General features: G+C 68.7%; 16 protein-coding genes. 10 read left to right on the top strand and 6 right to left on the bottom strand.

Translation table 11 applies throughout. From position 1 onward, the window contains the following. The first annotated feature begins 3 nt into the window (after positions 1-3). The 5 genes from QN245_RS08880 to QN245_RS08860 all read left to right on the top strand — a co-directional run bounded on the left by QN245_RS08880 (position 4) and on the right by QN245_RS08860 (position 7,551). Positions 4-903 (top strand): GNAT family N-acetyltransferase, encoded by a 900-nt coding sequence (locus tag QN245_RS08880; protein ID WP_317845085.1) that lies wholly within the window; start codon positions 4-6, stop codon positions 901-903. Positions 904-1,085: 182 nt separating this feature from the next. Then, entirely contained in the window at positions 1,086-3,911 is a 2,826-nt protein-coding gene (locus tag QN245_RS08875) for a 2-oxoglutarate dehydrogenase E1 component (RefSeq protein WP_160970481.1), read from the top strand. Between the two features lie 45 nt (positions 3,912-3,956). Next, complete coding sequence (sucB, locus tag QN245_RS08870) at positions 3,957-5,171, top strand: dihydrolipoyllysine-residue succinyltransferase (protein ID WP_184646676.1); 1,215 nt, start codon at positions 3,957-3,959, stop codon at positions 5,169-5,171. 111 nt (positions 5,172-5,282) lie between these two features. Further along, positions 5,283-6,740, top strand: a complete 1,458-nt coding sequence (lpdA, locus tag QN245_RS08865) for a dihydrolipoyl dehydrogenase (protein ID WP_184646674.1) — start codon at positions 5,283-5,285, stop codon at positions 6,738-6,740. A 217-nt stretch (positions 6,741-6,957) separates the two neighbouring features. Next, positions 6,958-7,551, top strand: coding sequence for an LOG family protein (locus tag QN245_RS08860; protein ID WP_184447725.1), 594 nt, complete (start codon positions 6,958-6,960; stop codon positions 7,549-7,551). A gap of 653 nt (positions 7,552-8,204) precedes the next feature. On the opposite strand, the gene QN245_RS08855 is transcribed toward QN245_RS08860, so the two are convergent. Beyond that, positions 8,205-11,090 carry a bifunctional diguanylate cyclase/phosphodiesterase gene (locus QN245_RS08855; RefSeq protein ID WP_317845084.1) on the bottom strand — a complete coding sequence of 962 codons (2,886 nt, stop codon included), beginning with the start codon at positions 11,088-11,090 and terminating at the stop codon, positions 8,205-8,207. 216 nt (positions 11,091-11,306) lie between these two features. Here QN245_RS08855 and QN245_RS08850 point away from each other — a divergent pair, with 216 nt between their 5' ends. The 5 genes from QN245_RS08850 (at position 11,307) to QN245_RS08830 (ending at position 15,763) form a co-directional block, all read left to right on the top strand. Beyond that, entirely contained in the window at positions 11,307-11,861 is a 555-nt protein-coding gene (locus QN245_RS08850; RefSeq protein ID WP_048491386.1) for an RNA polymerase sigma factor, read from the top strand. Further along, the gene (locus QN245_RS08845; RefSeq protein ID WP_317845083.1) at positions 11,858-13,015 is read left to right on the top strand and encodes a hypothetical protein; all 1,158 of its coding nucleotides are present in this window, start codon (positions 11,858-11,860) and stop codon (positions 13,013-13,015) included. Before QN245_RS08850 ends, QN245_RS08845 begins: the two co-directional genes overlap by 4 nt. A gap of 60 nt (positions 13,016-13,075) precedes the next feature. Continuing rightward, positions 13,076-13,669, top strand: coding sequence for an IMPACT family protein (locus QN245_RS08840; RefSeq protein ID WP_053069767.1), 594 nt, complete (start codon positions 13,076-13,078; stop codon positions 13,667-13,669). After that, positions 13,666-15,432, top strand: a complete 1,767-nt coding sequence (locus QN245_RS08835) for an ABC transporter transmembrane domain-containing protein (RefSeq protein ID WP_160970467.1) — start codon at positions 13,666-13,668, stop codon at positions 15,430-15,432. The genes QN245_RS08840 and QN245_RS08835 overlap by 4 nt, the downstream gene beginning before the upstream one ends. Before the next feature lie 118 nt (positions 15,433-15,550). After that, positions 15,551-15,763: a hypothetical protein gene (locus tag QN245_RS08830; protein ID WP_010344257.1), complete on the top strand. Its 213-nt coding sequence runs from the start codon at positions 15,551-15,553 to the stop codon at positions 15,761-15,763. A gap of 335 nt (positions 15,764-16,098) precedes the next feature. Here QN245_RS08830 and QN245_RS08825 read toward each other — a convergent pair whose 3' ends face one another. The 5 genes from QN245_RS08825 to dnaK form a co-directional block, all read right to left on the bottom strand. Beyond that, positions 16,099-17,211, bottom strand: a complete 1,113-nt coding sequence (locus tag QN245_RS08825; RefSeq protein ID WP_160970465.1) for a prephenate dehydrogenase — start codon at positions 17,209-17,211, stop codon at positions 16,099-16,101. Next, positions 17,208-18,128: a pyridoxal kinase gene (gene pdxY, locus QN245_RS08820; RefSeq protein ID WP_184447720.1), complete on the bottom strand. Its 921-nt coding sequence runs from the start codon at positions 18,126-18,128 to the stop codon at positions 17,208-17,210. Before pdxY ends, QN245_RS08825 begins: the two co-directional genes overlap by 4 nt. 237 nt (positions 18,129-18,365) lie before the next feature. After that, complete coding sequence (locus QN245_RS08815) at positions 18,366-19,337, bottom strand: IS110 family RNA-guided transposase (protein WP_317845082.1); 972 nt, start codon at positions 19,335-19,337, stop codon at positions 18,366-18,368. A 412-nt stretch (positions 19,338-19,749) separates the two neighbouring features. Continuing rightward, positions 19,750-20,883 (bottom strand): molecular chaperone DnaJ, encoded by a 1,134-nt coding sequence (gene dnaJ / locus QN245_RS08810; protein ID WP_184447719.1) that lies wholly within the window; start codon positions 20,881-20,883, stop codon positions 19,750-19,752. 160 nt (positions 20,884-21,043) lie between these two features. Next, complete coding sequence (gene dnaK, locus QN245_RS08805; RefSeq protein ID WP_160956964.1) at positions 21,044-22,969, bottom strand: molecular chaperone DnaK; 1,926 nt, start codon at positions 22,967-22,969, stop codon at positions 21,044-21,046. Between the last annotated feature and the right edge of the window lie 21 nt (positions 22,970-22,990).

The following is a 22,990-nucleotide window of genomic DNA, read 5'->3' as shown; positions in this document are numbered from 1 at the left end:
ACCATGCCCGGCCCCGGTTTCCGCATCGCTGCGCTGGATCCCGTCCACGACGGCGCCGAACTGCGCGCGCTGCGTGCCGCGGCCGGCACCGCCGCGGACCCGGCCGACGCCGCCGCGGCGGCGCTGGACACGCTGGGCGACCACCTGGTCGCGCGCAGCGACGACGGACAGGCGGTGGGCGCGGCCCGGCTCGGCGCGGATCGGCGGATCGCCGCCCTGACCGTGCGGCCGGACTGGCGCGGGCGCGGCGTCGGCAGCGCGCTGCTGCGCGGCCTGATCGAGGAAGCGCAACGCCGGCGCTGGCCGCAACTGGAGCTGCATGCGCCCGCTGCCGCCCTGGCGTTCTGCGCCCGCCACGGCTTCCTGCCGCCGCCGGGCGGCATGGCCGCCGCCGCGGAGGCCGTGCCGCTGCGCCGGCGCTTCGACGGCGCCGTGGCGGTGGAGGACGCGGCGATGGCGATCGCCGCCAGCATCGCGGTGCTGGCGCAGGCCCGCCGCCAGGTGCTGATCCATAGCCGCGCGCTGGATCCGGGTCTGTTCGACGATGCCCGGGTGCTGGAGCAGGTGCGGCGCTTCGCGGTCGCCGCGCACGCCAAGCAAGTGTGGATACTGCTGCACGACGCGGCCGCGCCGCAGCGCGCCGGCGCGCCCCTGCTGGCCCTGGCACAGCGCTTGCCCAGCGTGTTCCAGTTCCGCGAGGTCAGCGATCCGGTGGACCGCAGCGACGCCAGCGCCTCTCTGGTGAACGAGGGCGGCGGCTACTACTTCCGTGGTCTCGGTCACCGTTACGACGGCGAGACCGACCTGCTCGGCGGTGGCCGCGCGCGGCAGTTGCGCACCGCCTTCGAACGGGTCTGGGAGCGTGCGCGCCCCTGCAGCGAACTGCGCGCCCTGGGTTGGTGAGACCGGACCGGCGCCGCCACGCGCGCCGCGGATGAACCGGGATCGGCCTTTGACCACGCCGAATGCACACCCCGGCTGGTTCATGGGGGTATAATTTTTGCGCTTGATTACGCCCGCGCGGCCCACGCGTCCGCCGGTTCCTACCGCAAGCCACTCCAACAAAGCGACCCGACCCCACCATCGTGGACAATCTACTCAAGCAGTTTGCGCAGTCATCGCAACTCGCCGGCGGCAATGCCGCCTATATCGAAGACCTGTACGAACAGTATCTGGTCTCTCCCGACAGCATCGATCCCAAGTGGAAAACCTACTTCGACGGCTTCCAGGGCCGCGATGCTGGTGACGTCCCCCACTCTGCGGTCATCGCCCACATCGCCAGCGCCGCGCGCCAGGCCGCCAACAGCGGCACCGGCCCGAGCGGCGACGAGCGCGAGCGCCATGTCGGCCGCCTGATCACCGCCTACCGTTCGCGCGGCCACCTCGGCGCGCGCCTGGATCCGCTGGGCCTGACCCCGCCGGTGAACCCGCCGGACCTGGGCCTGCCGTTCCACAGCCTGTCGGAAAGCGATCTGGGCAGCGAGTTCAGCACCGGCGGCCTCGGCGGCCAGCCGCGGATGAAACTGCGCGATCTGCTGTCGCGGCTGAAGGCGACCTACACCGGGTCGATCGGCAGCGAGTTCATGCACATCTCCGAGTTCGAACAGCGCCAGTGGATCTACCAGCGCCTGGAGAACGCGGGCGGCAACATCGCCGGCGACGCCGCCAGCCGCCGTCGCACCCTGGAGCGGATCACCGCCGCCGAGGGCCTGGAGCGCTACCTGCACACCAAGTACGTCGGCCAGAAGCGCTTCTCGCTGGAAGGCGGCGACTCGCTGATCCCGATGATGGACGTGCTGGTGCAGCGCGCCGGCAACGACGCGGTCAAGGACATCGTGGTCGGCATGGCCCACCGCGGCCGCCTCAACGTGCTGGTCAACACCCTGGGCAAGAACCCGCGCAAGCTGTTCGACGAGTTCGAAGGCAAGTTCGAGCACGCCCACGACGACCGCGCCCACACCGGCGACGTGAAGTACCACATGGGCTTCTCCGCCGACGTGGCGGTGGCCGACGGCAAGTCGGTGCACCTGGCGCTGGCGTTCAACCCCTCGCACCTTGAAATCGTCGATCCGGTCGTGGTCGGCAGCGTGCGTTCGCGCCAGGAGCGCTACGGCGACGCCGCGCGCAAGTCGGTGCTGCCGGTGATCATCCACGGCGATGCCGCGTTCGCCGGCCAGGGCGTGGTCATGGAGCTGTTCCAAATGTCGCAGGCGCGCGGCTTCGCGGTCGGCGGCACCGTGCACATCGTGGTCAACAACCAGATCGGCTTCACCACCAGCGCCCGTGACGACGCCCGCTCCACGCTGTACTGCACCGACGTGGCGAAGATGATCGGCGCGCCGGTGTTCCATGTGAACGGCGACGATCCGGACGCGGTGGCGTTCGTGGCCAACCTGGCCTACGACTTCCGCCAGCAGTTCAACAAGGACGTGGTCATCGACCTGGTCTGCTACCGCCGCTGGGGCCACAACGAGGCCGACGAGCCGGCGGCCACCCAGCCGGTGATGTACCAGACCATCCGCAAGCACAAGACCACCCGCGAGCTGTACGCCGCCCAGCTGGAAAGCGAGGGCGTGCTGCAAGCCGGCGAGGCCCAGGCGCTGGTCGACAGCTACCGCAACAAGCTCGACTCGGGCGAATACACCACCGAGCTGGCGACCCGCAAGCCGGACGAATTCGCCATCGATTGGTCCAAGTACCTGTCGGGCAAGCTGACGGACAAGGTCGACACCACGGTCAAGCGCAAGACCCTGGACCAGCTGGCCAAGCTCATCACCACCATCCCGGGCGGCGTCGAGCTGCACCCGCGCGTGGCCAAGATCTACGAAGACCGGGTGAAGATGGCCGCCGGCGAACTGCCGGGCGACTGGGGCTTCGCCGAGAACCTGGCCTACGCCACCCTGCTCGGCGAAGGCCACAAGCTGCGCCTGGTCGGCCAGGACGCGGGCCGCGGCACGTTCTTCCACCGCCACGCGATCCTGCACGACCAGAAGACCGACAGCTACTACCTGCCGCTGCGCCAGCTGGTGGAGAACCCGGAAGACGCCACCGTGATCGACTCGCTGCTCAGCGAGGAAGCGGTGATGGGCTTCGAGTACGGCTACTCCACCACCGATCCCAATGCGCTGTGCATCTGGGAAGCGCAGTTCGGCGACTTCGCCAACGGCGCGCAGGTGGTGATCGACCAGTTCATCGCCGCCGGCGAAGCCAAGTGGGGCCGCATCACCGGTCTGGCCCTGTTCCTGCCGCACGGCTACGAAGGCCAGGGCCCGGAGCACAGCTCCGCGCGTCTGGAGCGCTTCCTGCAGCTGTGCGCGCTGGAGAACATGCTGGTCTGCGTGCCGACCACCCCGGCGCAGGCGTTCCACATGATCCGCCGGCAGATGCGCATGTCCACGCGCAAGCCGCTGGTGGTGATGACGCCCAAGTCGCTGCTGCGCCACAAGCTGGCGGTGTCGACCCTGGAAGAACTGGCCGACGGCGAGTTCCAGCACCTGATCCCGGACGCCAAGGCCGACCCGAAGAAGGTCAAGCGCGTGGTCGCCTGCTCGGGCAAGGTCTACTACGACCTGCTCGAGGACCAGACCAAGCGCGGCCAGGACGACGTCGCCATCCTGCGCGTGGAGCAGCTGTACCCGTTCCCGCGCGAGCTGCTGTCGGCCGAACTGAAGCGCTACGGCAATGCCACCGACCTGGTCTGGTGCCAGGAAGAGCCGCAGAACCAGGGCGCCTGGTACCAGATCAAGCACCACCTGCAGGCCTGCCTGGCCGACGGACAGAGCCTGCACTACGCCGGCCGTGCCCGTTCGCCGTCTCCCGCCGCCGGCCATTTCGCCGAGCACGTGGAAGAGCAGCTGAAGCTGGTCGCCGATGCGCTATTGAATCCGTTCAACGACCAAGTCGCTGAATAACCTCCTTTCACATTCAAAAAAGACACCACTAGGACGCCCCCTGCAATGGCCACCGAAGTCAAAGTTCCGGTACTGCCCGAATCCGTATCCGACGCCACCATCGCCAGCTGGCACAAGAAGGCCGGCGACGCGGTCAAGCGCGACGAGAACCTGGTGGATCTGGAGACCGACAAGGTCGTGCTGGAAGTGCCCTCGCCCGTCGATGGCGTGCTGAAGGAGATCAAGTTCGAAGCCGGCGCCACCGTGACCAGTTCGCAGTTGCTGGCGATCATCGAGGAAGGCGCCACCGCCGCTGCGGCTCCGGCCGAAGCCAAGGTCGCCGAGGCGCCGAAGGCCGAGGCGCCCAAGGCGGCGGCCGCGGAAGCGCCGAAGGCCGCCAAGGCCGACGCGCCGAAGGCCGCTGGCGACGTCTCCAGCCTGCCGCCGGGCGCGCGTTTCAGCGCCATCACCGAGGGCGTGGATCCGTCGCAGGTCGAAGGCACCGGCCGCCGCGGCGCGGTGACCAAGGAAGACATCCTCAACTACGCCAAGAACGGCGGTGCCGGCAAGGCCAGCGGCGCACGTCCGGAAGAGCGCGTGCCGATGACCCGCGTGCGCAAGCGCATCGCCGAACGCCTGATGCAGTCGAAGAACTCGACCGCGATGCTGACCACCTTCAACGAGGTCAACCTGGCCAAGGTCTCGGCCGCGCGCAAGGAACTGCAGGACGAGTTCCAGAAGGCCCACGGCATCAAGCTCGGCTTCATGAGCTTCTTCGTCAAGGCCGCGGCCAACGCGCTGCAGCGCTTCCCGCTGGTCAACGCCTCGATCGACGGCGACGACATCATCTATCACGGCTACAGCGACATCTCCATCGCCGTGTCCACCGACAAGGGCCTGGTCACGCCGGTGCTGCGCAACGTCGAGCGGCAGTCCTTCGCCGACATCGAACAGGGCATCGCCGACTACGCCAAGAAGGCGCGCGACGGCAAGCTGAGCCTGGAAGAACTGCAGGGCGGCACCTTCACCGTGACCAACGGCGGCACCTTCGGCTCGCTGCTGTCGACCCCGATCATCAACCCGCCGCAGAGCGCGATCCTGGGCATGCACGCGATCAAGGAGCGTCCGATCGCCGAGAACGGCCAGGTCGTGATCGCGCCGATGATGTACCTGGCGCTGTCCTACGACCACCGCATCATCGACGGCAAGGACTCGGTGCAGTTCCTGGTCGACATCAAGAACCAGCTGGAAAACCCGGGCCGGATGCTGTTCGGTCTGTGATGAAAGCCGGGATTGGGGATTGGGGATTCGGGATTGGCGCAAGCGCTCCCGTTCCCCGGTGCCCGCTCTTGCGAATCCCCAATCCCCAATTCCTAATCTCGTGAGCGAAGAATGAGCGAACAAGAACAATTCGACGTCGTCGTCATCGGTGCCGGTCCTGCCGGCTATCACGCGGCCATCCGTGCCGCCCAGCTGGGCCTGAAGACCGCGTGCATCGACGCGGCGCTGGGCAAGGATGGCAAGCCGGCGCTGGGCGGTACCTGCCTGCGCGTGGGCTGCATCCCGTCCAAGGCGCTGCTGGATTCCTCGCGCCAGTTCTGGAACATGGGCCACCTGTTCGGCGAGCACGGCATCAGCTTCAAGGATGCCAAGATCGACGTCGCGGCGATGGTCGGCCGCAAGGACAAGATCGTCAAGCAGTTCACCGGCGGCATCGCGATGCTGTTCAAGGCGAACAAGATCACCCCGTACTACGGCTTCGGCGAGCTCCAAGCAAACGCGGGGCAGCCGGGCAACGTGGTCAAGGTCAAGCAGCACGACGGTAGCGAAGTCGAGCTGAAGGGCACCAACGTGATCCTGGCCGCCGGTTCGGATTCGATCGAACTGCCGTTCGCCAAGTTCGACGGCGAGACCATCGTCGACAACGTCGGCGCGCTGGACTTCACCGAGGTGCCCAAGCGCCTGGCCGTGATCGGCGCTGGCGTGATCGGCCTGGAACTGGGCAGCGTGTGGAAGCGCCTGGGCGCCGAGGTCACCATCCTCGAGGCGCTGCCGGACTTCCTGGCCCTGGCCGATGCCGAAGTGGCCAAGACCGCGCTGAAGGAATTCAAGAAGCAGGGCCTGGACATCAAGCTCGGCGCCAAGGTCTCCAAGACCGAGATCACCGGCAAGGGCAAGAAGCAGGAAGTGGTCGTCACCTACGCCGATGGCGAAGGCGAGAAGACCCTGACCGTGGACAAACTGCTGGTAGCCGTGGGCCGCCGCGCCGCCACCAAGGGTCTGCTGGCCGACGGCACCGGCGTCAAGGTCAACGAGCGTGGCCAGATCGAGGTCGATGCGCACTGCCACACCGGCGTCGACGGCGTGTGGGCGATCGGCGACTGCGTGCGCGGGCCGATGCTGGCGCATAAGGGCTTCGAGGAAGGCATCGCGGTCGCCGAACTGATCGCCGGCCTGCCCGGCCACGTCAACTTCGACACCATTCCGTGGGTCATCTACACCGAGCCGGAAATCGCCTGGGTCGGCAAGACCGAGCAGCAGCTCAAGGCCGAGGGCGTGCCGTACAAGGCCGGCAGCTTCCCGTTCGCGGCGATCGGCCGTGCGGTGGCGATGGGCGAGCCGGCGGGCTTCGTCAAGGTCATCGCCCACGCCGAGACCGACCGCGTCCTGGGCATGCACCTGGTCGGCGTCGGCGTCTCCGAACTGGTCCACGAAGGCGTGCTGACCATGGAGTTCAACGGCTCGGCCGACGACCTGGCGCGCATCTGCCACGCCCACCCCACCCTGTCCGAAGCGATCCACGACGCGGCCATGGCGGTGAGCAAGCGGGCGATCCATAAGGCCAATTGAGGCTGGGATTGGGGATTTGGGAGTGGGGATTCGCAACAGCGCCCCTCTCCTGCCCCGCCCGGCAGCCGCGCAACGCCGGGCACATGCCCGGCGTTGTGCTTTGCGGATCGCCTCACGCGTGAAGCGATCAAGCGATGACCCGCGCCCGCTCCGGCAGCATCAGCGCCCCGACAAACCCACCGCTTTTACGAATCCCCAATCCCGACTCTCCAATCCCATGAAAAGCATCTGCGTCTACTGCGGCTCCAATGCCGGCAACAAGCCCGCCTACGTCGAACGCGCCACCGCGCTGGGCACGCGCATCGCCGAGCAGGGGCTGCGCCTGGTCTATGGCGGCGGCAATGTCGGCCTGATGGGCACCGTGGCCAATGCGGTGCTCGCCGCCGGCGGCGAGGTCACCGGCGTGATTCCCAAGCAACTGGCCGACTGGGAAGTGGCGCACCGCGGCCTCACCGAGCTGGAGATCGTCGGCTCGATGCACGAACGCAAGTCGCGCATGTTCGATCTGTCCGACGCCTTCGTCGCCCTGCCCGGCGGCTTCGGCACCATGGAAGAGATCTTCGAGATGCTGACCTGGCGCCAGCTCGGCATCGGCAACAAGCCCTGTGCCTTCCTCGACGTGGAAGGGTTCTACGCGCCGCTGATCGGCATGATCGATCGCATGGTCGAGGAGCGCTTCCTGCACCCGGACCAGCGCGCCGACCTGTGGTACGGCAGCGACATCGAGACGATGCTGGGCTGGATGCGGGAGTACACGCCTGCGCAGGCGTCGAAATGGATTGACGAAAAGCGCCGCAACGCGCTGCGCTAAGAGCAGCCAATCAGCGGTAAGCACTTGGCGCGTGGCGACGCGTGACGGATTCTGGCGTCTCACTGCTCCTGCGGCGCGGATCGACGAAAAACGCCGGAAAGCGCTGCGCTAAGAGCAGCCGATCAGCGGTTAAGCACTTGGCGCGTGGCGACGCGTGATGGATTCCGGCGCCTCGCTGCTCCTGCGGCGCGGATCGACGAAAAGCGCCGGAACGCGCTGCGTTGAGAGCATCGGATCAGCGGTTAGCGACTGGCGCGTGGCGACGCGTTATAGATTCCGGCGCCTCACACTACTCCCGTGGCGCGGCGCGGCTCGACGAAAAGCACCGCAACGCGTTGCATTGAAACCCAAGGCAGCGTGTCGGCGGCGAGCGCAGGGCCCTCGGTGTCGCGCTTAAGGCACCTCACATGACGACAGGAAGCGCCCTGTAGGAGCGGCTTCAGCCGCGACCGGGCTTTACCGGGAACGCCCGTCGCGGCTGAAGCCGCTCCTACGCGACAAGCGGCGATGGCGAAACCGTCGTTCACTCCAGCGTCCGGGATGACGGAGGCGCGAATCGAACAAACGCGCCGCAATACAGCGAGCTGCGGCCAATGCGCGCGTGCCGACAGCGAACACCACGCGCATGGCGACGCGCTCCGCATGCGATCGCCTCAGAGCTGTTGCGGCGCGGCGGCCGGGCGCCCGAGCAGATAGCCCTGCCCATAATCGCAGCCCAGTTCGCGCAGGGTCGCCAGTTGTTGTTCGGTCTCGATGCCCTCGCCCACCGTCTCGATGCCCAGCGTGCTGGCCAGGGCGAGAATGCCGCGCACCAGTGCGTGGCTGCCGGTGCTCCCCTCGTCCTGCAGGCCGGCGACGAAGCTCTGGTCGATCTTCAGCACCGAGATCGGGAAGCGGTGCAGGTACGACAGCGCCGAGAAGCCGGTACCGAAGTCGTCCAGCTGCGCCAGCACGCCGCGCTCGCGCAAGGCCTGCAGGATGGTCAGGGTGCGTGGCGCGTCGTCGAGCAGCGCCACCTCGGTGATTTCCACGCGCAGGCGACGCGGATCGGCGCCGGCGGTGTCGATCAGCCCGAACAGCCGCTCGGTGAAATCCGGCGAGCGGAAGTGCCGCGGCGAGACGTTGACCGAAACGTAGCCGCCCTCGCTCTGCGCCAGGCGCCGGATCACCTGCGCGTACAGCAGCCAGTCCACCTGCTCGATCAGGCCGCTCTCCTCGCCCAGGTCGATGAACTGGCTCGGCACCAGCAGCCCGCGGCTCTCGTGACGCCAGCGCAACAGGGCTTCGTGGCCGATCACCTCGCCATCGTGCAGGCGCACGATCGGCTGGTAGAACGGCTCGAAGTCGCGGTTGTTGATCGCACGACGCAGGTCCGCCTCCAGGTCGAGGCTGCGCAGCGCCGCCTCGCGCATGGCCTCGTCGAACACCACGCAGCGGTCCTGGCTCTGCGCCTTGGCCCGGTACATGGCCGCGTCCGCATCGCGCAGCATCTCCTCGCCGTTGTGGTAGCGCGGATGCCAGGCGGCGATGCCCAGGCTGCCGGACGGAAACAGTTCGCGGCCGGCCACCCACATCGGTTGGCCGAGCACGTGCAGCAGGCGTCGCGCCAGCTCGCGCGCACCATCCAGGCCGTGCTCGCAGGGCGTCAGCACCGCGAACTCGTCGCCGCCCAGGCGCGCCACCACGTCCTGGCCGCGGATCGTGGACACGATGCGCTTGGCCACCTGCACCAGCATCTCGTCGCCGGCAGCGTGGCCGATGCTGTCGTTGACCAGCTTGAACCGGTCCAGGTCCAGGAACAGCACGGCAAAGGTCCTGCCGCCGCCGCGGGCACGCGAGATCGCCTCGCTGAGCCGGTCCAGCAGATGCGAGCGGTTCGGCAAGCCGGTCAGCGCATCGTGCAGCGCCTGATGGGTCAGGCGCTGCTCGGCGCGCCAGCGTTCGGCGATCTGCGCCAGCAACTGCTCGTTGACCTCGGCCAGTTCGCGGGTGCGCTCGTCCACGCGCTGCTCCAGCTCCGCATGCGCCAGCCGCAACCGCTCCTGCGCGCGCTGCCGCGCCAGGCCGCTGCCGACGTTGTGCGCGACGAAGGTCAGCAGGCGCTGGTCGTGCTCGGTGAAGCGCACCTTGGCGACGTAGCTCTGCACCACGATCGCGCCGATCACCTCGCCCTCGTCGAACAGCGGCGCGCCCAGCCAGCTGTAGGGACGCTGGCCGTATTCCTGCACCTCGCCCTGCGCCAGCAAGGCATCGATGTCGGACAGTTCGAGCAGTTGCGGGCGCCGCACCCGCATAACGTATTCGGTCAGGCCGCGGCCGCGGCGCCGTTGCGGCCGGTACGGGGTGAACTCGTCCACCGAATACACGAACTCCAGCATGGTGTCGTCGTCGGACAGCAGGGCGATGTACAGATTGCGTGCGTCGATCAGCCCACCGATGATGGCATGCACCTCGGTGTAGAACTGCTGCAGGCTCTCCGACCGGATCGCCAGCTCGGCGATGCGGAACAGCGCCAACTGCAACATCTCGGCGCGCTTGCGCTCCTGGATCTCGTCCTGCAGGTCGCAGTTGGCCCGCTGCAGTTCCTGTGTGCGCAGGTCCACCCGCCGCTCCAGCTGCACCTGCGCGTGGCGCCGGTCCATTGCGGTCTGCACGTGCTGCGCCACGTAGGCCAGCAGCGCGCGGTCGGCATCGGTGTAGCGCAACGCGTAGTCGTAGTTCTGCACCACGATGGCGCCGCACACGCGGCCTTCGCGCAGCATCGGCACGCCGAGCCAGTCGCGGCTCTCCGGACCGTGGCCGATGTTGTCGCCCAACTGCAGGCGTTCGCGCACCTGTTCCGACGGCCCGCGCACCGCGCGGCCGTGGCGCAGCAGGGCGAAGGTGAGGCTGTACGGCATGTCGCGCAGGAAGTAGGTCTGCTCCGGATCGGCGACGAAGTCGTCGTGGCGGTCGGAGAAGTACAGGAAGCGCATGCTCTGCTGGTCTTCGTCGTACTCGACGATGTAGCAGTTCTCCGCATACATCAGCGATTCCAGCACGGCGTGCACGCGCTGCAGCATCTGGCTCATCTCCAGATCGGCGCCGGCCAGGTCGGCGATCTCGTACAGCGCCTGCTGCAGCTGCTTGGATTTTTCCAGGCCCTCGATGCGCGCGCGCATGCGCTCGGTGTCGAGCAGATTCAGGCCGAAGGCGACCGCGGCATCGCACCAGGCCGTGCGTTGCGCCTCATCCAGGGGGTGCGCCAGTTCCGCGCCGATGGCCACGCAGGCGCCCTCGGCGGTGCGATGCACGTGCAGCACGGCCGGCACCGTCGACGGCAGCGGCGCGGTATCGGCCAGCGCCTCCGCGACCAGCGCCTGCAACCACCCCGGCGCATCCGCGCTGGCCCCGTGCAGGCGGCCGACCACGCCGTCGCCGCAGCCGATCGCCACGGCGCTGCCCGGCGGCAGCAGGCCGCACAAGGCCTGCGCCGTGCGGGCGGGAGCATGGCCGCCAGAGGGGTCTTCACGGACGGTGGTGGACGAATTGAACAGCATCGACGACAACTCCTGCAGGGCCCCCCGGAACTGCTCCACGCTCGCCCTTCACATCAGCATACCCGTTGCATGCGCCGATCGACGCCCGCTCGACCCCGAAGTGGCGAGATGGGCGTTTGTCTACAGATGTTGCCCGAACTTCCGCCATCGCCGCCCGCGTTGCGGCTCCCGCCTCCCGACTATGCGCCGGCCCGGGGAACGCTTAGGCTTGCCGCCGTGGACGCCCCGGTCGAAGCGAGCGACGAAGCCCTGATGCTGGCCTACGCGGCCGGCGACGCGCGTGCGTTCGAGACCTTGTACCTGCGTCACCGCGGCCGCCTGTACCAATACCTGCTGCGGCAGCTGCGCGACCGTGCGCTGGCCGAAGAACTGTTCCAGGACGTGTGGCAGCGGGTGATCGCCGCACGCCTGGACTGGCAGCCGCAGGCCGCGTTCACCACTTGGCTGCTGCGCATCGCCCACAATCGGCTCGGCGACCATTGGCGCGCGGCTAGGCATCGTCCGCCGGCACCGGCCGACGCCGACCTGCGCACGGCCCGCGTGCAGGACCCCGACACCCCGGAGCGGCAATTGTCGGCCTTCGAACAACGGCGCCAACTGCAACTGGCCCTGGATGCGCTTCCCGAGGAGCAACGCGACGTGCTGCTGCTGCGCCTGGAGCAGGAATTGAGCCTGGACGAGATCGGGCAGATCACCGGTGTCGGCCGCGAGACGGTCAAGTCGCGGCTGCGTTATGCGATGGACAAACTGCGCGCGAGGTTGGGCGGATGAGTGCCGACGAACCGCTGACCCCGGAAGAGCGCGCGCTCGCCGAACACTTGCGCCTGGGCCGGCAGGCGCTGCCGCCGCCGGCGCTGGATGCGGCGATCCTGGCCGCCGCGCGCGCGGCGGTCGCGCCGGGTGCCAACGAGATCGCGGAATATCCCAGCAGCGCTGCGGAAAGGGCTCGGGCGCAGACCGCCGCGGCGACGCCCACGCCGATACCGGCACCAGCGCCGGCAACGACCTCTCTCCCCACAGCGCCGCCCCCCGCGCCGCGCGCCGCAGCGCGCTCGCGCTGGCCGACCTGGCTCGGCCTGGCTGCCTCGCTGGTGCTGGTGGCGGGCATCGCCTGGCGCGGGCGCCCGCCTGCGTCCTCCGTGCCGGCACCCGCACCGGCAGCGGTGCCTGCGCCTGCCCCGGCAGCCGCTCCCGCCACCGACGCCAGGCCTGCGCCCGTCGCATCGCCGGCACCTTCCTCAGAGCAGCAGGCGCCGGCCACCGACGCGCCGGCGGCCTCCGAGACAGCAGCGCCCGCCCCTGCGGCCTCGGTGCGTATGGCCACGGAGGCACCTGCCGCACCACTGCCGGAGCGTGCACCGCAGGCGCAGGCGCACAAGCCGACGCCCGCGCAGAGCATGACGCCTCCCGCACCAGCGGCCGTGGTGACGCCCGCGGCGCCGCCGGCCCCGGCCCCACCGCCGCCGGCAATCGCAGCCGACAGCAGCGAGTCGTCTCCGGAACCGGCTACCGAACAGCAAGCCGTCCCTGCCGCGAAGACCTTGCGCGCACCGGCGCGCGCGACAATGGCGCAGGACAGCTTGGCCCGCAGCGCACCCAGCGACAACGCCCGCCAGGCCAAGCTGGCGAACTCCGCGCGCCCGCAGGCCAGTGCGGCCGAATCGTCAGATGCCCTCTCGCTGCGCCCATCGACGTCGCCTGCTGCGCCCGCTGCCGCGTTGCCGCAGCCCCTGCCCGCCGCAGCCACAGTGGAGGTGGCAGTGGAGGCAGACGCGCAGCTGTCGCCACGCCGCTGGCTGCAGCGGATCCGCGAGCGCCGCGACAGCGGCGAACTGGACGCCGCCCGTGCCAGCCTGCTGCGCTTCCAGCGCACACACCCGCAGCGCGCGGTGCCCGCCGACCTGCGCACGCTGTTGCACGACTGAGCGGCGTGGTGCGGCGCTTGCGCAGCAGGCCGGCGTCGCGTCTCGTCTACAATGCCGCCGATGCCCGATACGCTCCCGCACCCCGTCAGCCACAGCGTGGAGATCAAGCACAGCCGCTTCCTGGCCCACGCCGCACCGATCGCCGACGCCGGTGCGGCCCTGGCGTTCCTGCAACAGGTGACGGTGGCCGACGCCACCCACAATTGCTGGGCCTACCGCCATGGCGACGAGTACCGCTCCAGCGACGACGGCGAGCCCGCCGGCACCGCCGGCCGCCCGATCCTGGCGGCGATCGACGGTCAGGGCTTCGACCGCGTGGTGGTGGTGGTCACACGCTGGTACGGCGGCATCAAGCTCGGCGCCGGCGGCCTGGTCCGCGCCTACGGCGGCAGCGCCGCAGAATGCCTGCGGCTGGCGCCGCGGCAACCGCTGCTGGCCTTGAGCCTGCTCACCCTACACTGCGGCTTCGACGACCTGGGCGCGGTGCATGCCGCGCTCAGCGCCTGCGCCGCGGAGAAACTCGATGAACGCTTCGATGCCGGCGGCGCCGAACTGCGCCTGCGCCTGCCCAGCGATCGCGTGGACGCCTTGAAAACCCGCCTGCGCGACGCCACTCGCAATCGTGTCCGCTGTTCGGAACCCGCCCCCGCATGAACACCCCGTCGGCCGACCAGGCCAAGTCGCTGCGCAGACTCGGCAGCCTGCGCACCCTGTGGCCGTTCGTGCGTCGTCGGCGCGGCCTGCTCGTCGCCTGGCTGGTGGCGCTGGCGATCTCCTCCAGCGCCACGCTGAGCCTGCCGGTGGCGGTGCGACAGATGATCGACCACGGCTTCAGCGACAGCAGCCGCATCAATCAATCCTTCGCCCTGCTGTTCGCGGTCGCGCTGGTGCTGGCGGTGGCCACCGCCACGCGCTTCTACTTCGTGTCGCTGCTCGGCGAGAAGGTGGTCGCCGATCTGCGCGAACGCCTGTACACGCATCTGATCGGCCTGCATGCCGGCTTCCACGACCGCAACCGCAGCGGCGAACTGGTCTCGCGCCTGTCCGCCGACAGCGAACTGCTGCGCGGGGTGATCGGCAGCACCATGTCGGTGGCGTTGCGCAGCACGGTCACGGCGATCGGCAGCGTGGTGATGCTGTGCGTCACCAGCCCGCATCTGGCCGCCTATACCCTGCTCGGCATCCCGCTGGCGGTCCTGCCGATCGTGCTCGGCGCGCGGCGGCTGCAGAAGATCTCGCGCGCCAGCCAGGACCGCGTCGCCGACGCCAACACCCTGGCCGCCGAGACCCTGGGCGCGGTGCGCACGGTGCAGGCGTATGCGCGCGAAAGGTACGAACGCGGCCGCTTCGGCGAGGCGCTGGCGCAGACCGTGGCGGTGGCGCGGCGCCGGGTCGGCGCGCAGGCAGTGATCACCGCCGCCGCGATCGTGCTGATCTTCGGCGCCATCGTGCTGGTGCTGTGGTCGGGCGCGCACGAAGTGGCCGCCGGCGAACTCAGCGCCGGCGCGCTCGGCCAGTTCGTGCTGTACGCCATGTTCGGCGGCGGCTCGGTCGCCTCGCTGGCCGAAGTCTGGAACGACCTGCAGCGCGCGGCCGGCGGCATGGGCCGCATCGCCGAACTGTTTCAGGAACGCCCCGAAATCGTCGCGCCGGCGCAGCCGCTTGCGCTGCCGCAGCCGCTGCGCGGCGAGGTGCGCTTCGACAACGTCAGCTTCCGCTATCCGCAGCGCCCAGACCACCCGGCGCTGGACGGCTTCGATCTGCACGTGCGACCCGGCGAGAGCGTGGCGCTGGTCGGCCCCTCCGGCGCCGGCAAGAGCACGGTGCTGGCGCTGCTGATGCGCTTCCACGATCCGCAATCGGGCAGCGTGCAGGTGGACGGCCGCGACCTGCGCACATTGGATCCATCGCAGCTGCGCGAGGCGATCGGGCTGGTGCCGCAGCACCCGACCCTGTTCGCCGCCAGCGCCGCCGACAACATCCGCTACGGCCGGCTCGAGGCCAGCGAGGCCGAGGTCGAGGCCGCGGCGCGCGCGGCCGAAGCCGATGCGTTCCTGCGACAGTTGCCCGACGGCTACGCCAGCGAACTGGGCGAGCGCGGCGCACGCCTGTCCGGCGGCCAGCAGCAGCGCATCGCCATCGCCCGCGCCCTGCTCAAGGACGCGCCGATCCTGCTGCTGGACGAAGCCACCAGCGCCCTGGACGCGCAGAGCGAAAATGCCGTGCAGCATGCGCTGGAGCGGCTGATGGCCGGACGCACCACCCTGGTGATCGCGCACCGCCTGGCCACCGTGCTCAAGGCCGACCGCATCGTGGTGATGGATCACGGCCGCATCGTCGCCCAGGGCACCCACGCCGAGCTGCTGGCGCAGGACGGGCTATACGCGGAACTCGCTCGCCTGCAGTTCATCGACTGAGCACGCCGCGCTAACGGCGGCGGGACTACGGTCGAGCCGCGTCTGCTGCGGTCCGCGCGTGTCGCGGCCACCGCTGCAGCGTCCCGCATTCGATGCAGCGTTCGACAGGAGGCTCCCGATGTCCTTTCGCCAATTGCCTGCCCTCGGTCCCGACGGCGAGGCCTATCTGATCACTGAGTTCCAGGACGATGCGCCGCGCCAGCAGCAGGCGCAGCACGACCCGCACGCCGACAGCGGACTGCGCTACGAATTGGCCGATGGCCGCAAGCTGATCCGCCGCGGCCAGCAGTTCGTCACCACCGGCGGCGAACTGACCTTGACTGCAGTCTAGCGTTACGGCCTCGCGCTGTGGTCGCGCCCCGTCATCGCCTCTGGCGTTCGGGGCGCTGGCGATGCGCTGGTCATTTTTTCGCCAGGTGACTTGACAGGCCCGCTACGCAAGGCGCGCCGACAGTTATCCACACGTTTGCGCCGTGACCATCCACATGCGCTGTGGATGGATTTCGGGGTGGGGTCGTCCGTCGGGTGATCCCACGTGGTTCAGGCTGCACGGTCGCGGCTGAAGCCGCTCCTACGGCAGCGTAGAGGTCGTTGGGTCCTTGTAGGAGCGGCTTCAGCCGCGACCATGAACCCGAGAAATCGCGCAATCGACAATCACCGCGCAACTCAACCCACCAGCACCCGCCCAATCCCGCTGGCATCGATTTCCGCCGCAGCGGCACGCACTGCCGCAGCGTCGCTGCCCGGATCGAAGCCGAGCCGGAAATGCAGTTCGCCCGCCTGCGTGCGCGAAGAATGGATCGAGGCCAGGTTGACGCCATGGCGTTCGAACACGTGCAACAGCGCGCGCAGCGAGCCGGCGCGGTCCTCGGGCAGATACACGCTGAGCGTCATCTGCTCGGTCAGATCGGCCAGCAGGTATCCCACCCGCTCGTAGCTGTAGTTGCCCTGGGCGATCGCCGCCTCACCCAGCGCCTGGCGGTTGGCGTCGAGGAACTCCGCGCGGAACTGCGCACGTGCCGCATCGTCGCCGCGGCCGACCTGGTCGCGCAGCCGCGACAGCTGCGCGATCAGTCCATCGAGCACGCTACCGACATGCGGATTGCCGAACTGAATGTCTTCGTAGATGGCAGGATTCAGGGCCAGGATGCGCGCGATGATCGCGGTGTCCAGTTCGAACGAGGCCGAGCGGTATGGCAGCAAGGCCTGCAACGGCCCCAACGCTGGCGCATGCTCGCGCAGCACGCCGGCCTGGGCCAGGTGCGTGGCATGGACCATCGCCTGCACCAGCGCCATCACCCGGTCGTGGTGCTCGGGCGTGGTGCGCACGCACTCGCCTTCCAGCGCCGTGCACATGCGCTGCAGCCAGGGCTGCCACTGCGCCACCCGCGCCTCGCAGACGACCAGCACGCGGCCCTTGAGCGTGGGCGACTTCGGCGGCGCCGTCATCGGATGCAGCCCGGCCACTTCCGCCTGCGAGGCCAGCATCGCCGCCACCGGCGCGGCCTTGACCGAGGTGACGTCCAGCCACAGCTGGCCGCGTTCGCGGCCGCCGGCGCGCTGCACGTACTCGCCGATCAGCGCCGGCGTGTGCCGGATCGGGGCGGAGAAGATCAGCACCTGCGCCTGTTGCAGCAGCGCCTCCGGCGCCAGCGACTGCGGGTCTGCCGGGTCGTGGCCGATCACCTCCAACTGCATGCGCTCGCGGAAGAAGCGGCTTAGCCAGCGGCCATAGGCGCCGGCACTGCCGACGATGCCGACGACCGGGCGCAGACTCACGCCAGGCGCTCGGCGACGAAGCGCAGCGGCGTCGCCAGCGCGGCCGGCGCCGCTGCCAGCACGTCCAGTTCTTCCACATCCGCGGCCAGGGTCGCCTCCAGCGCCGCATGCACGCCGGCGATGGCGCGGCCGATCGCCGCTTCGAAACTGTCGCCGCGCAGCAGGAACGCCACCAGCAGCGCCATCAGCACATCGCCGGTGCCGGCCACGTCCACCGGCAGCAGCGGCGAGCACCAGCGATAGACCGCCTCGCGGCTCACCGCCAGCGTCACCAGTTGCCCGGCATCGCCGCCGACGCTGTGGGCGAGCACCCACTGCGGGCCGCGCGCCAGCAACACGCGCGCCGCGGCGATCGCCTCGTCCTGGGCCAGCGCCGGCATGCCGGTCAGGCGGCCGAGTTCGAATGCATTCGGCGTCACCAGCCACGCACGCGGCAACAGGCGCTCGGCGAAGATCGCTTCCAGTCCCGGTTCCACGTAGGGACCGGTATGCGTATCGCCGATCACCGGGTCCAGGCAGTAGCGCAGCGTCGGGCACTGCGGCAGCGTGGCGTCGAGCCAGTCGGCGAAGGCGGCGCCATTGCCGACGCTGCCGAAGTAGCCGGACACCAGCATGCGCGCGCGTTGCGGCAGGCCGCGTTCGCTGGCGCCGAGCAGCAGGTCGGCGAACCAGTCCGACGGCAGCACCTTGCCGCGCAAGGTCGCGTAGAACGGCGCATTGCTCAGCAGCGTGGTCGGAATCTCCGCCACGCGCAGGCCCAGCGCGCGCAACGGCGGCACTGCCGCGCTGTTGCCGGCGTGGCCGTAGACGAGTTGCGACTGCACGGAAATGACGTCGACCGGCACCGGCCCGTCGGGTCGCTGGCGGCGACCATGGATGAGATGACTGGCGGCGGAACTGTCGGCGGGAGTGTTCATCGCCGTAGTGTAGCGCCGGCGCAATGACGCCCAGCGGCGCGCGCATCCGTGGCGTTGCGAGGCTTTCAGCAACAACGGCCTCAGCTGCGACGCTCCGACGAGAAAGCGTCGCGGCTGAAGCCGCTTCTACAACGGGGGCCAGGATGCGGGAAAAAGCCCACGCATCCGGAATCTAAAGTTTCCATTTCCGCTCTGCTCAGCGAGCAGAACATTCCAGCGTAGATACCGTCTTACCCCCTAGCAGGCAAGGCCCCTTTTCGGGTCGAACGCGGTGCCCGATTTGAGGACGCCATAGGCGAGGTGCAGGAGCTTGCGCATGGCGGCGCACACGATCTGCTTGCCGGCTTTGCCGCGTTCGCTTAGCCGCTGTTTCAGCGCCCGGATGACCGGGTTGTGGGTCATGGCCACCAGGGCCGGCATGAACAGGCCCGCGCGCAGGTGGGGCGAGCCGGTGCGCGAGATGCAGACATGGCCTTTGCGGTCGCCCGACTCCTGCAGGCACGGATTCAGGCCGGCGAAGGCGGTCACCGCCGAGGCATCGGCAAAGCGCCTCACATCGCCAAGCTCGGCCAGCATCAAGGCCGCACTGGTGTCGGCGATGCCCTGGATGCTCACCAGTAACTCGCGCTGCCCCCGCAAGGTCGGATCCTGGTCGATATGGTCATCGATGGCCTGCTCGATCTGGGCGATGTGATGTTGCAGATCGGCCAGATGGACCTGGATCGAGTCCTTCACCTGGGCCGGAGCGACGTCCAGCCGGTTGCGCTCCATCTGCAGCATCTGTTGCAAGTCCTGGCGCCGGCGCACCAGTGCCTTGAGCTGCTTGAGCGCCGGCGGATCAGGGTGCCAACGGCGTAACTGCTCGCGGTGACGCAGGGCATAGCTGGCGATCAGCTTGGCATCGCTGCGATCGGTCTTGACCCGGCTGAGCTGGCTGCGTGCGTACGCGGCCGTCTGCGCCGGGTTGAGCACGCACACCCGATAGCCTCGTGCGTGGAGGAACTCGGCCAGTGCCTGGTGGTAGGTGCCAGTGGCCTCCATGGCGATCCAGCTATCGGGCTGCGCATGCGTCTGCAGCCATGCCTGCAGGGCCTGGAAGCCCTTGGCATCGTTGGACAACTTGGCCTTGGTACGGTGCTTGCCATTGGTCAGCTCGCTGGCCACATCGAAACTGCGTTTGGCGACGTCGATGCCGATGACGGGAGACATACGCGATTCCTCCATCGTGTCAGGGTCATGATCGGCGCTGTGCCCGGTCCTGCCTTGTCGATGCGAGTTCACGCCGGGGGCGGACTCTGGATACCGTTCGGACACCCAAGGGCCAGCATGTGGAGAGGGGAGCCGATCTACGATGCAAGCTCGAAGCTTCAGGAGCGACTGGACTTCCCACACCTCCTCCGATGATCAGTCGGAAGACATGACGCCTGTTTAGGGGCGACAGGTCCAGATACAAGGAGCAGCTTCAGCCGCGACGCTTTGGCGATAACGCATCGGGGCTGAAGCCCCTTCCACAAAAAAACACTGCGACGCGGAACAACACCGGGAACATCCAAGACCCCGGCTTTCAATAGCCGCAGGCTGGCCATCCCGAATCCCGAATCACCAATCCCGAATCCCAGCCTTACGACGTCATCCGATCCCAGAACCCCTTCACCCCATCGATGAAGGTCGCCGACTTGGGCGAATGCTTGCGCGCATCCTCGCCGGTGAAGGTGGCCTCGAACTGCTCCAGCAGCTTGCGCTGGTCGGCGGTGAGGTTGACCGGCGTCTCCACCACCACCCGGCAGTACAGGTCGCCTTCGCTGCGGCTGCGCACCGAACGCACGCCCTTGCCGCGCAGGCGGAACAGCTTGCCGGTCTGGGTCTCGGCCGGAATGCGGATCTCCGCCTCGCCGCCGAGGGTGGCCACGCGCACGGTGTCGCCCAGGGCCGCCTGCGAGATGCGGATCGGCACTTCGCAGTGCAGATCGTCGCCGTCGCGCTGGAAGATCGGATGCTCACGCACCCGCACTTCCACGTACAGATCGCCTGGCGGAGTGCCGGCCGGGCCGGCTTCGCCCTCGCCCGACAGGCGGATGCGGTCGCCGTTGTCGACGCCGGCGGGGATCTTCACCGACAGCACCTTGGTCTCTTCCACGCGCCCTGCGCCATGGCACACGCCGCACGGGTTCTGCACGGTCTGGCCGCGGCCGGCACAATGCGGGCAGGTCTGCTGCATGGCGAAGATGCCGCGCTGGATGCGGACCTGGCCGCGCCCGTGGCAGGTCACGCAGGTCTCGACCTTGCCGTCCTCCGAGCCGCTGCCGTGGCAGTGCTCGCATTCGCTCAGGGTCGGAATCTCGATGCGGCGCTCGATGCCGGCCACCGCTTCTTCCAGGTCCAGCTCCAGCACGTAGCCGATGTCGGCGCCACGCCGCGGCGCACGCCCGCCACCACCACCGGCGCCACCGAAGATGTTGCCGAAGATGTCGCCGAAGATGTCGCCCATGTCCGGGCCGCCAGGGCCGCCGCCCATCCCGCCCATGCCGTGCTCGAACGCGGCGTGGCCGTGCGCGTCGTACATGCGCCGGCGGTTGCCATCGGACAGCACCTCATAGGCTTCCTTGCATTCCTTGAACGCGGCCTCGGCGGCGTGGTCGCCGGGATTGCGGTCCGGGTGGAACTTCATCGCGCAACGGCGATAGGCCTTCTTCAGCTCGTCGTCGCTGGCGGTGCGGGCCACACCCAGCACTTCGTAATAGTCGCGTTTGCTCATGGGGCGGGGATTCGAGATTCGGGAGTCGGGATTCGTTCAACGCAAAAGCGGAGAGCCTCGGCTCTTCCGCTTCTGCAAGCACTGCATGGACAGGGAACGGGAGCGGAGACCGCAAGGCGACGCCTTGCGCATCCCCAATCCCCAATCCCCGATCCCGGCCTTACTTCTTGTCGTCCTTGACCTCGGTGAACTCGGCGTCGACCACGTCGTCGGACTGGGCCGAGGACGCATGCGCGCCGCCGGCGTTGCCGCCCGGCTGCTGCTCGCCCGCCGCCGCGGCCGCGTACAGCGACTGACCGGCCTCTTCCAGCGCCTTGGTCTTGGCCTCGATCTGGCCCTTGTCGTCGCCCTTCATCGCGGTTTCCAGGTCCGCCAGCGCCGACTCGACCTTGCCGATCACGTCGCCGCCGACCTTGCTGCCGTGCTCGGTGATCGCGCTGCGGGTGGCGTGGATCAGGCCGTCGGCCTGGTTGCGCGCCTGCACCAGCTCGTGGAACTTCTTGTCTTCCTCGCGGTTGGCTTCCGCGTCGGCGACCATCCGCTGGATCTCGTCGTCCGACAGACCGGAACCGGCCTTGATCTCGACCTTCTGTTCCTTGTTGGTCTTCTTGTCCTTGGCCGACACGTGCAGGATGCCGTTGGCGTCGATGTCGAAGGACACCTCCACCTGCGGCAGGCCGCGCGGCGCCGGCTCGATGCCGGACAGGTCGAACTTGGCCAGCGACTTGTTGTAGCGGGCCTGTTCGCGCTCGCCCTGCAGCACGTGCACGGTCACCGCCGACTGGTTGTCCTCGGCGGTGGAGAACACCTGCGAGGCCTTGGTCGGGATGGTGGTGTTCTTCTCGATGATCTTGGTGAACACGCCGCCCAGGGTCTCGATGCCCAGGCTCAGCGGGGTCACGTCGAGCAGCAGCACGTCCTTGACGTCGCCGGCCAGCACGCCGCCCTGGATCGCGGCGCCCAGCGCCACGGCCTCGTCGGGGTTGACGTCCTTGCGCGGCTCCTTGCCGAAGAACTCGGCCACCGCCTGCTGCACCTTCGGCATGCGGGTCTGCCCACCGACCAGGATCACCTCGGTGATGTCGCTGGCGCGCAGGCCGGCGTCGTTCAGCGCGGTGCGGCACGGGTCGATGGTGCGCTTGACCAGGTCCTCCACCAGCGCCTCGAGCTTGGCCCGGGTCAGCTTGATGTTGAGGTGCTTCGGGCCCGACGCGTCGGCGGTGACGTACGGCAGGTTGACTTCGGTCTGCTGCGAGGACGACAGCTCGATCTTGGCGCGCTCGGCGGCGTCCTTCAGGCGCTGCAGCGCCAGCGGATCCTTGCGCAGGTCGATGCCCTGATCCTTGTTGAACTCTTCCACCAGGTAGTCGATGACGCGTTTGTCGAAGTCTTCGCCGCCCAGGAAGGTGTCGCCGTTGGTGGCCAGCACTTCGAACTGCTTCTCGCCGTCGACGTTGGCGATCTCGATGATCGACACGTCGAAGGTGCCGCCGCCCAGGTCGTACACCGCGATCTTGCGGTCGCCGCCCTGGCCCTTGTCCAGGCCGTAGGCCAGCGCCGCGGCGGTCGGCTCGTTGATGATGCGCTTGACGTCCAGGCCGGCGATGCGGCCGGCGTCCTTGGTCGCCTGGCGCTGGCTGTCGTTGAAGTACGCCGGCACGGTGATGACCGCCTCGGTGACGGTCTCGCCCAGGAACGCCTCGGCGGTCTTCTTCATCTTCTCCAGCACCTGCGCGGAGATTTCCTGCGAGGCCAGCTTGCGGCCGTCGGCGGTGGCCACCCAGGCGTCGCCGTTGTCGTGCTGGACGATGCCGTACGGGACCAGGCCGATGTCCTTCTGCACCTCGGCGTCGGTGAACTTGCGGCCGATCAGGCGCTTGACTGCATAGAAGGTGTTCTTGGGGTTGGTGACGGCCTGGCGCTTGGCCGAGGCGCCCACCAACACTTCGCCGTCCTTGGTGTAGGCGACGATCGAAGGCGTGGTGCGGTCACCCTCGGAATTCTCGATGACGCGGGCCTTGCCGCCGTCCATGATCGCCACGCACGAGTTGGTCGTGCCCAGGTCGATGCCGATGATCTTGCCCATTGCAATGACTCCTGAAAGGTC

The organism is Xanthomonas rydalmerensis, from assembly GCF_033170385.1.
Taxonomy (GTDB): domain Bacteria; phylum Pseudomonadota; class Gammaproteobacteria; order Xanthomonadales; family Xanthomonadaceae; genus Xanthomonas_A; species Xanthomonas_A rydalmerensis.
Note: the sequence above shows the minus strand (reverse complement) of the source record. Positions and strands in the feature narration are given on the sequence as shown.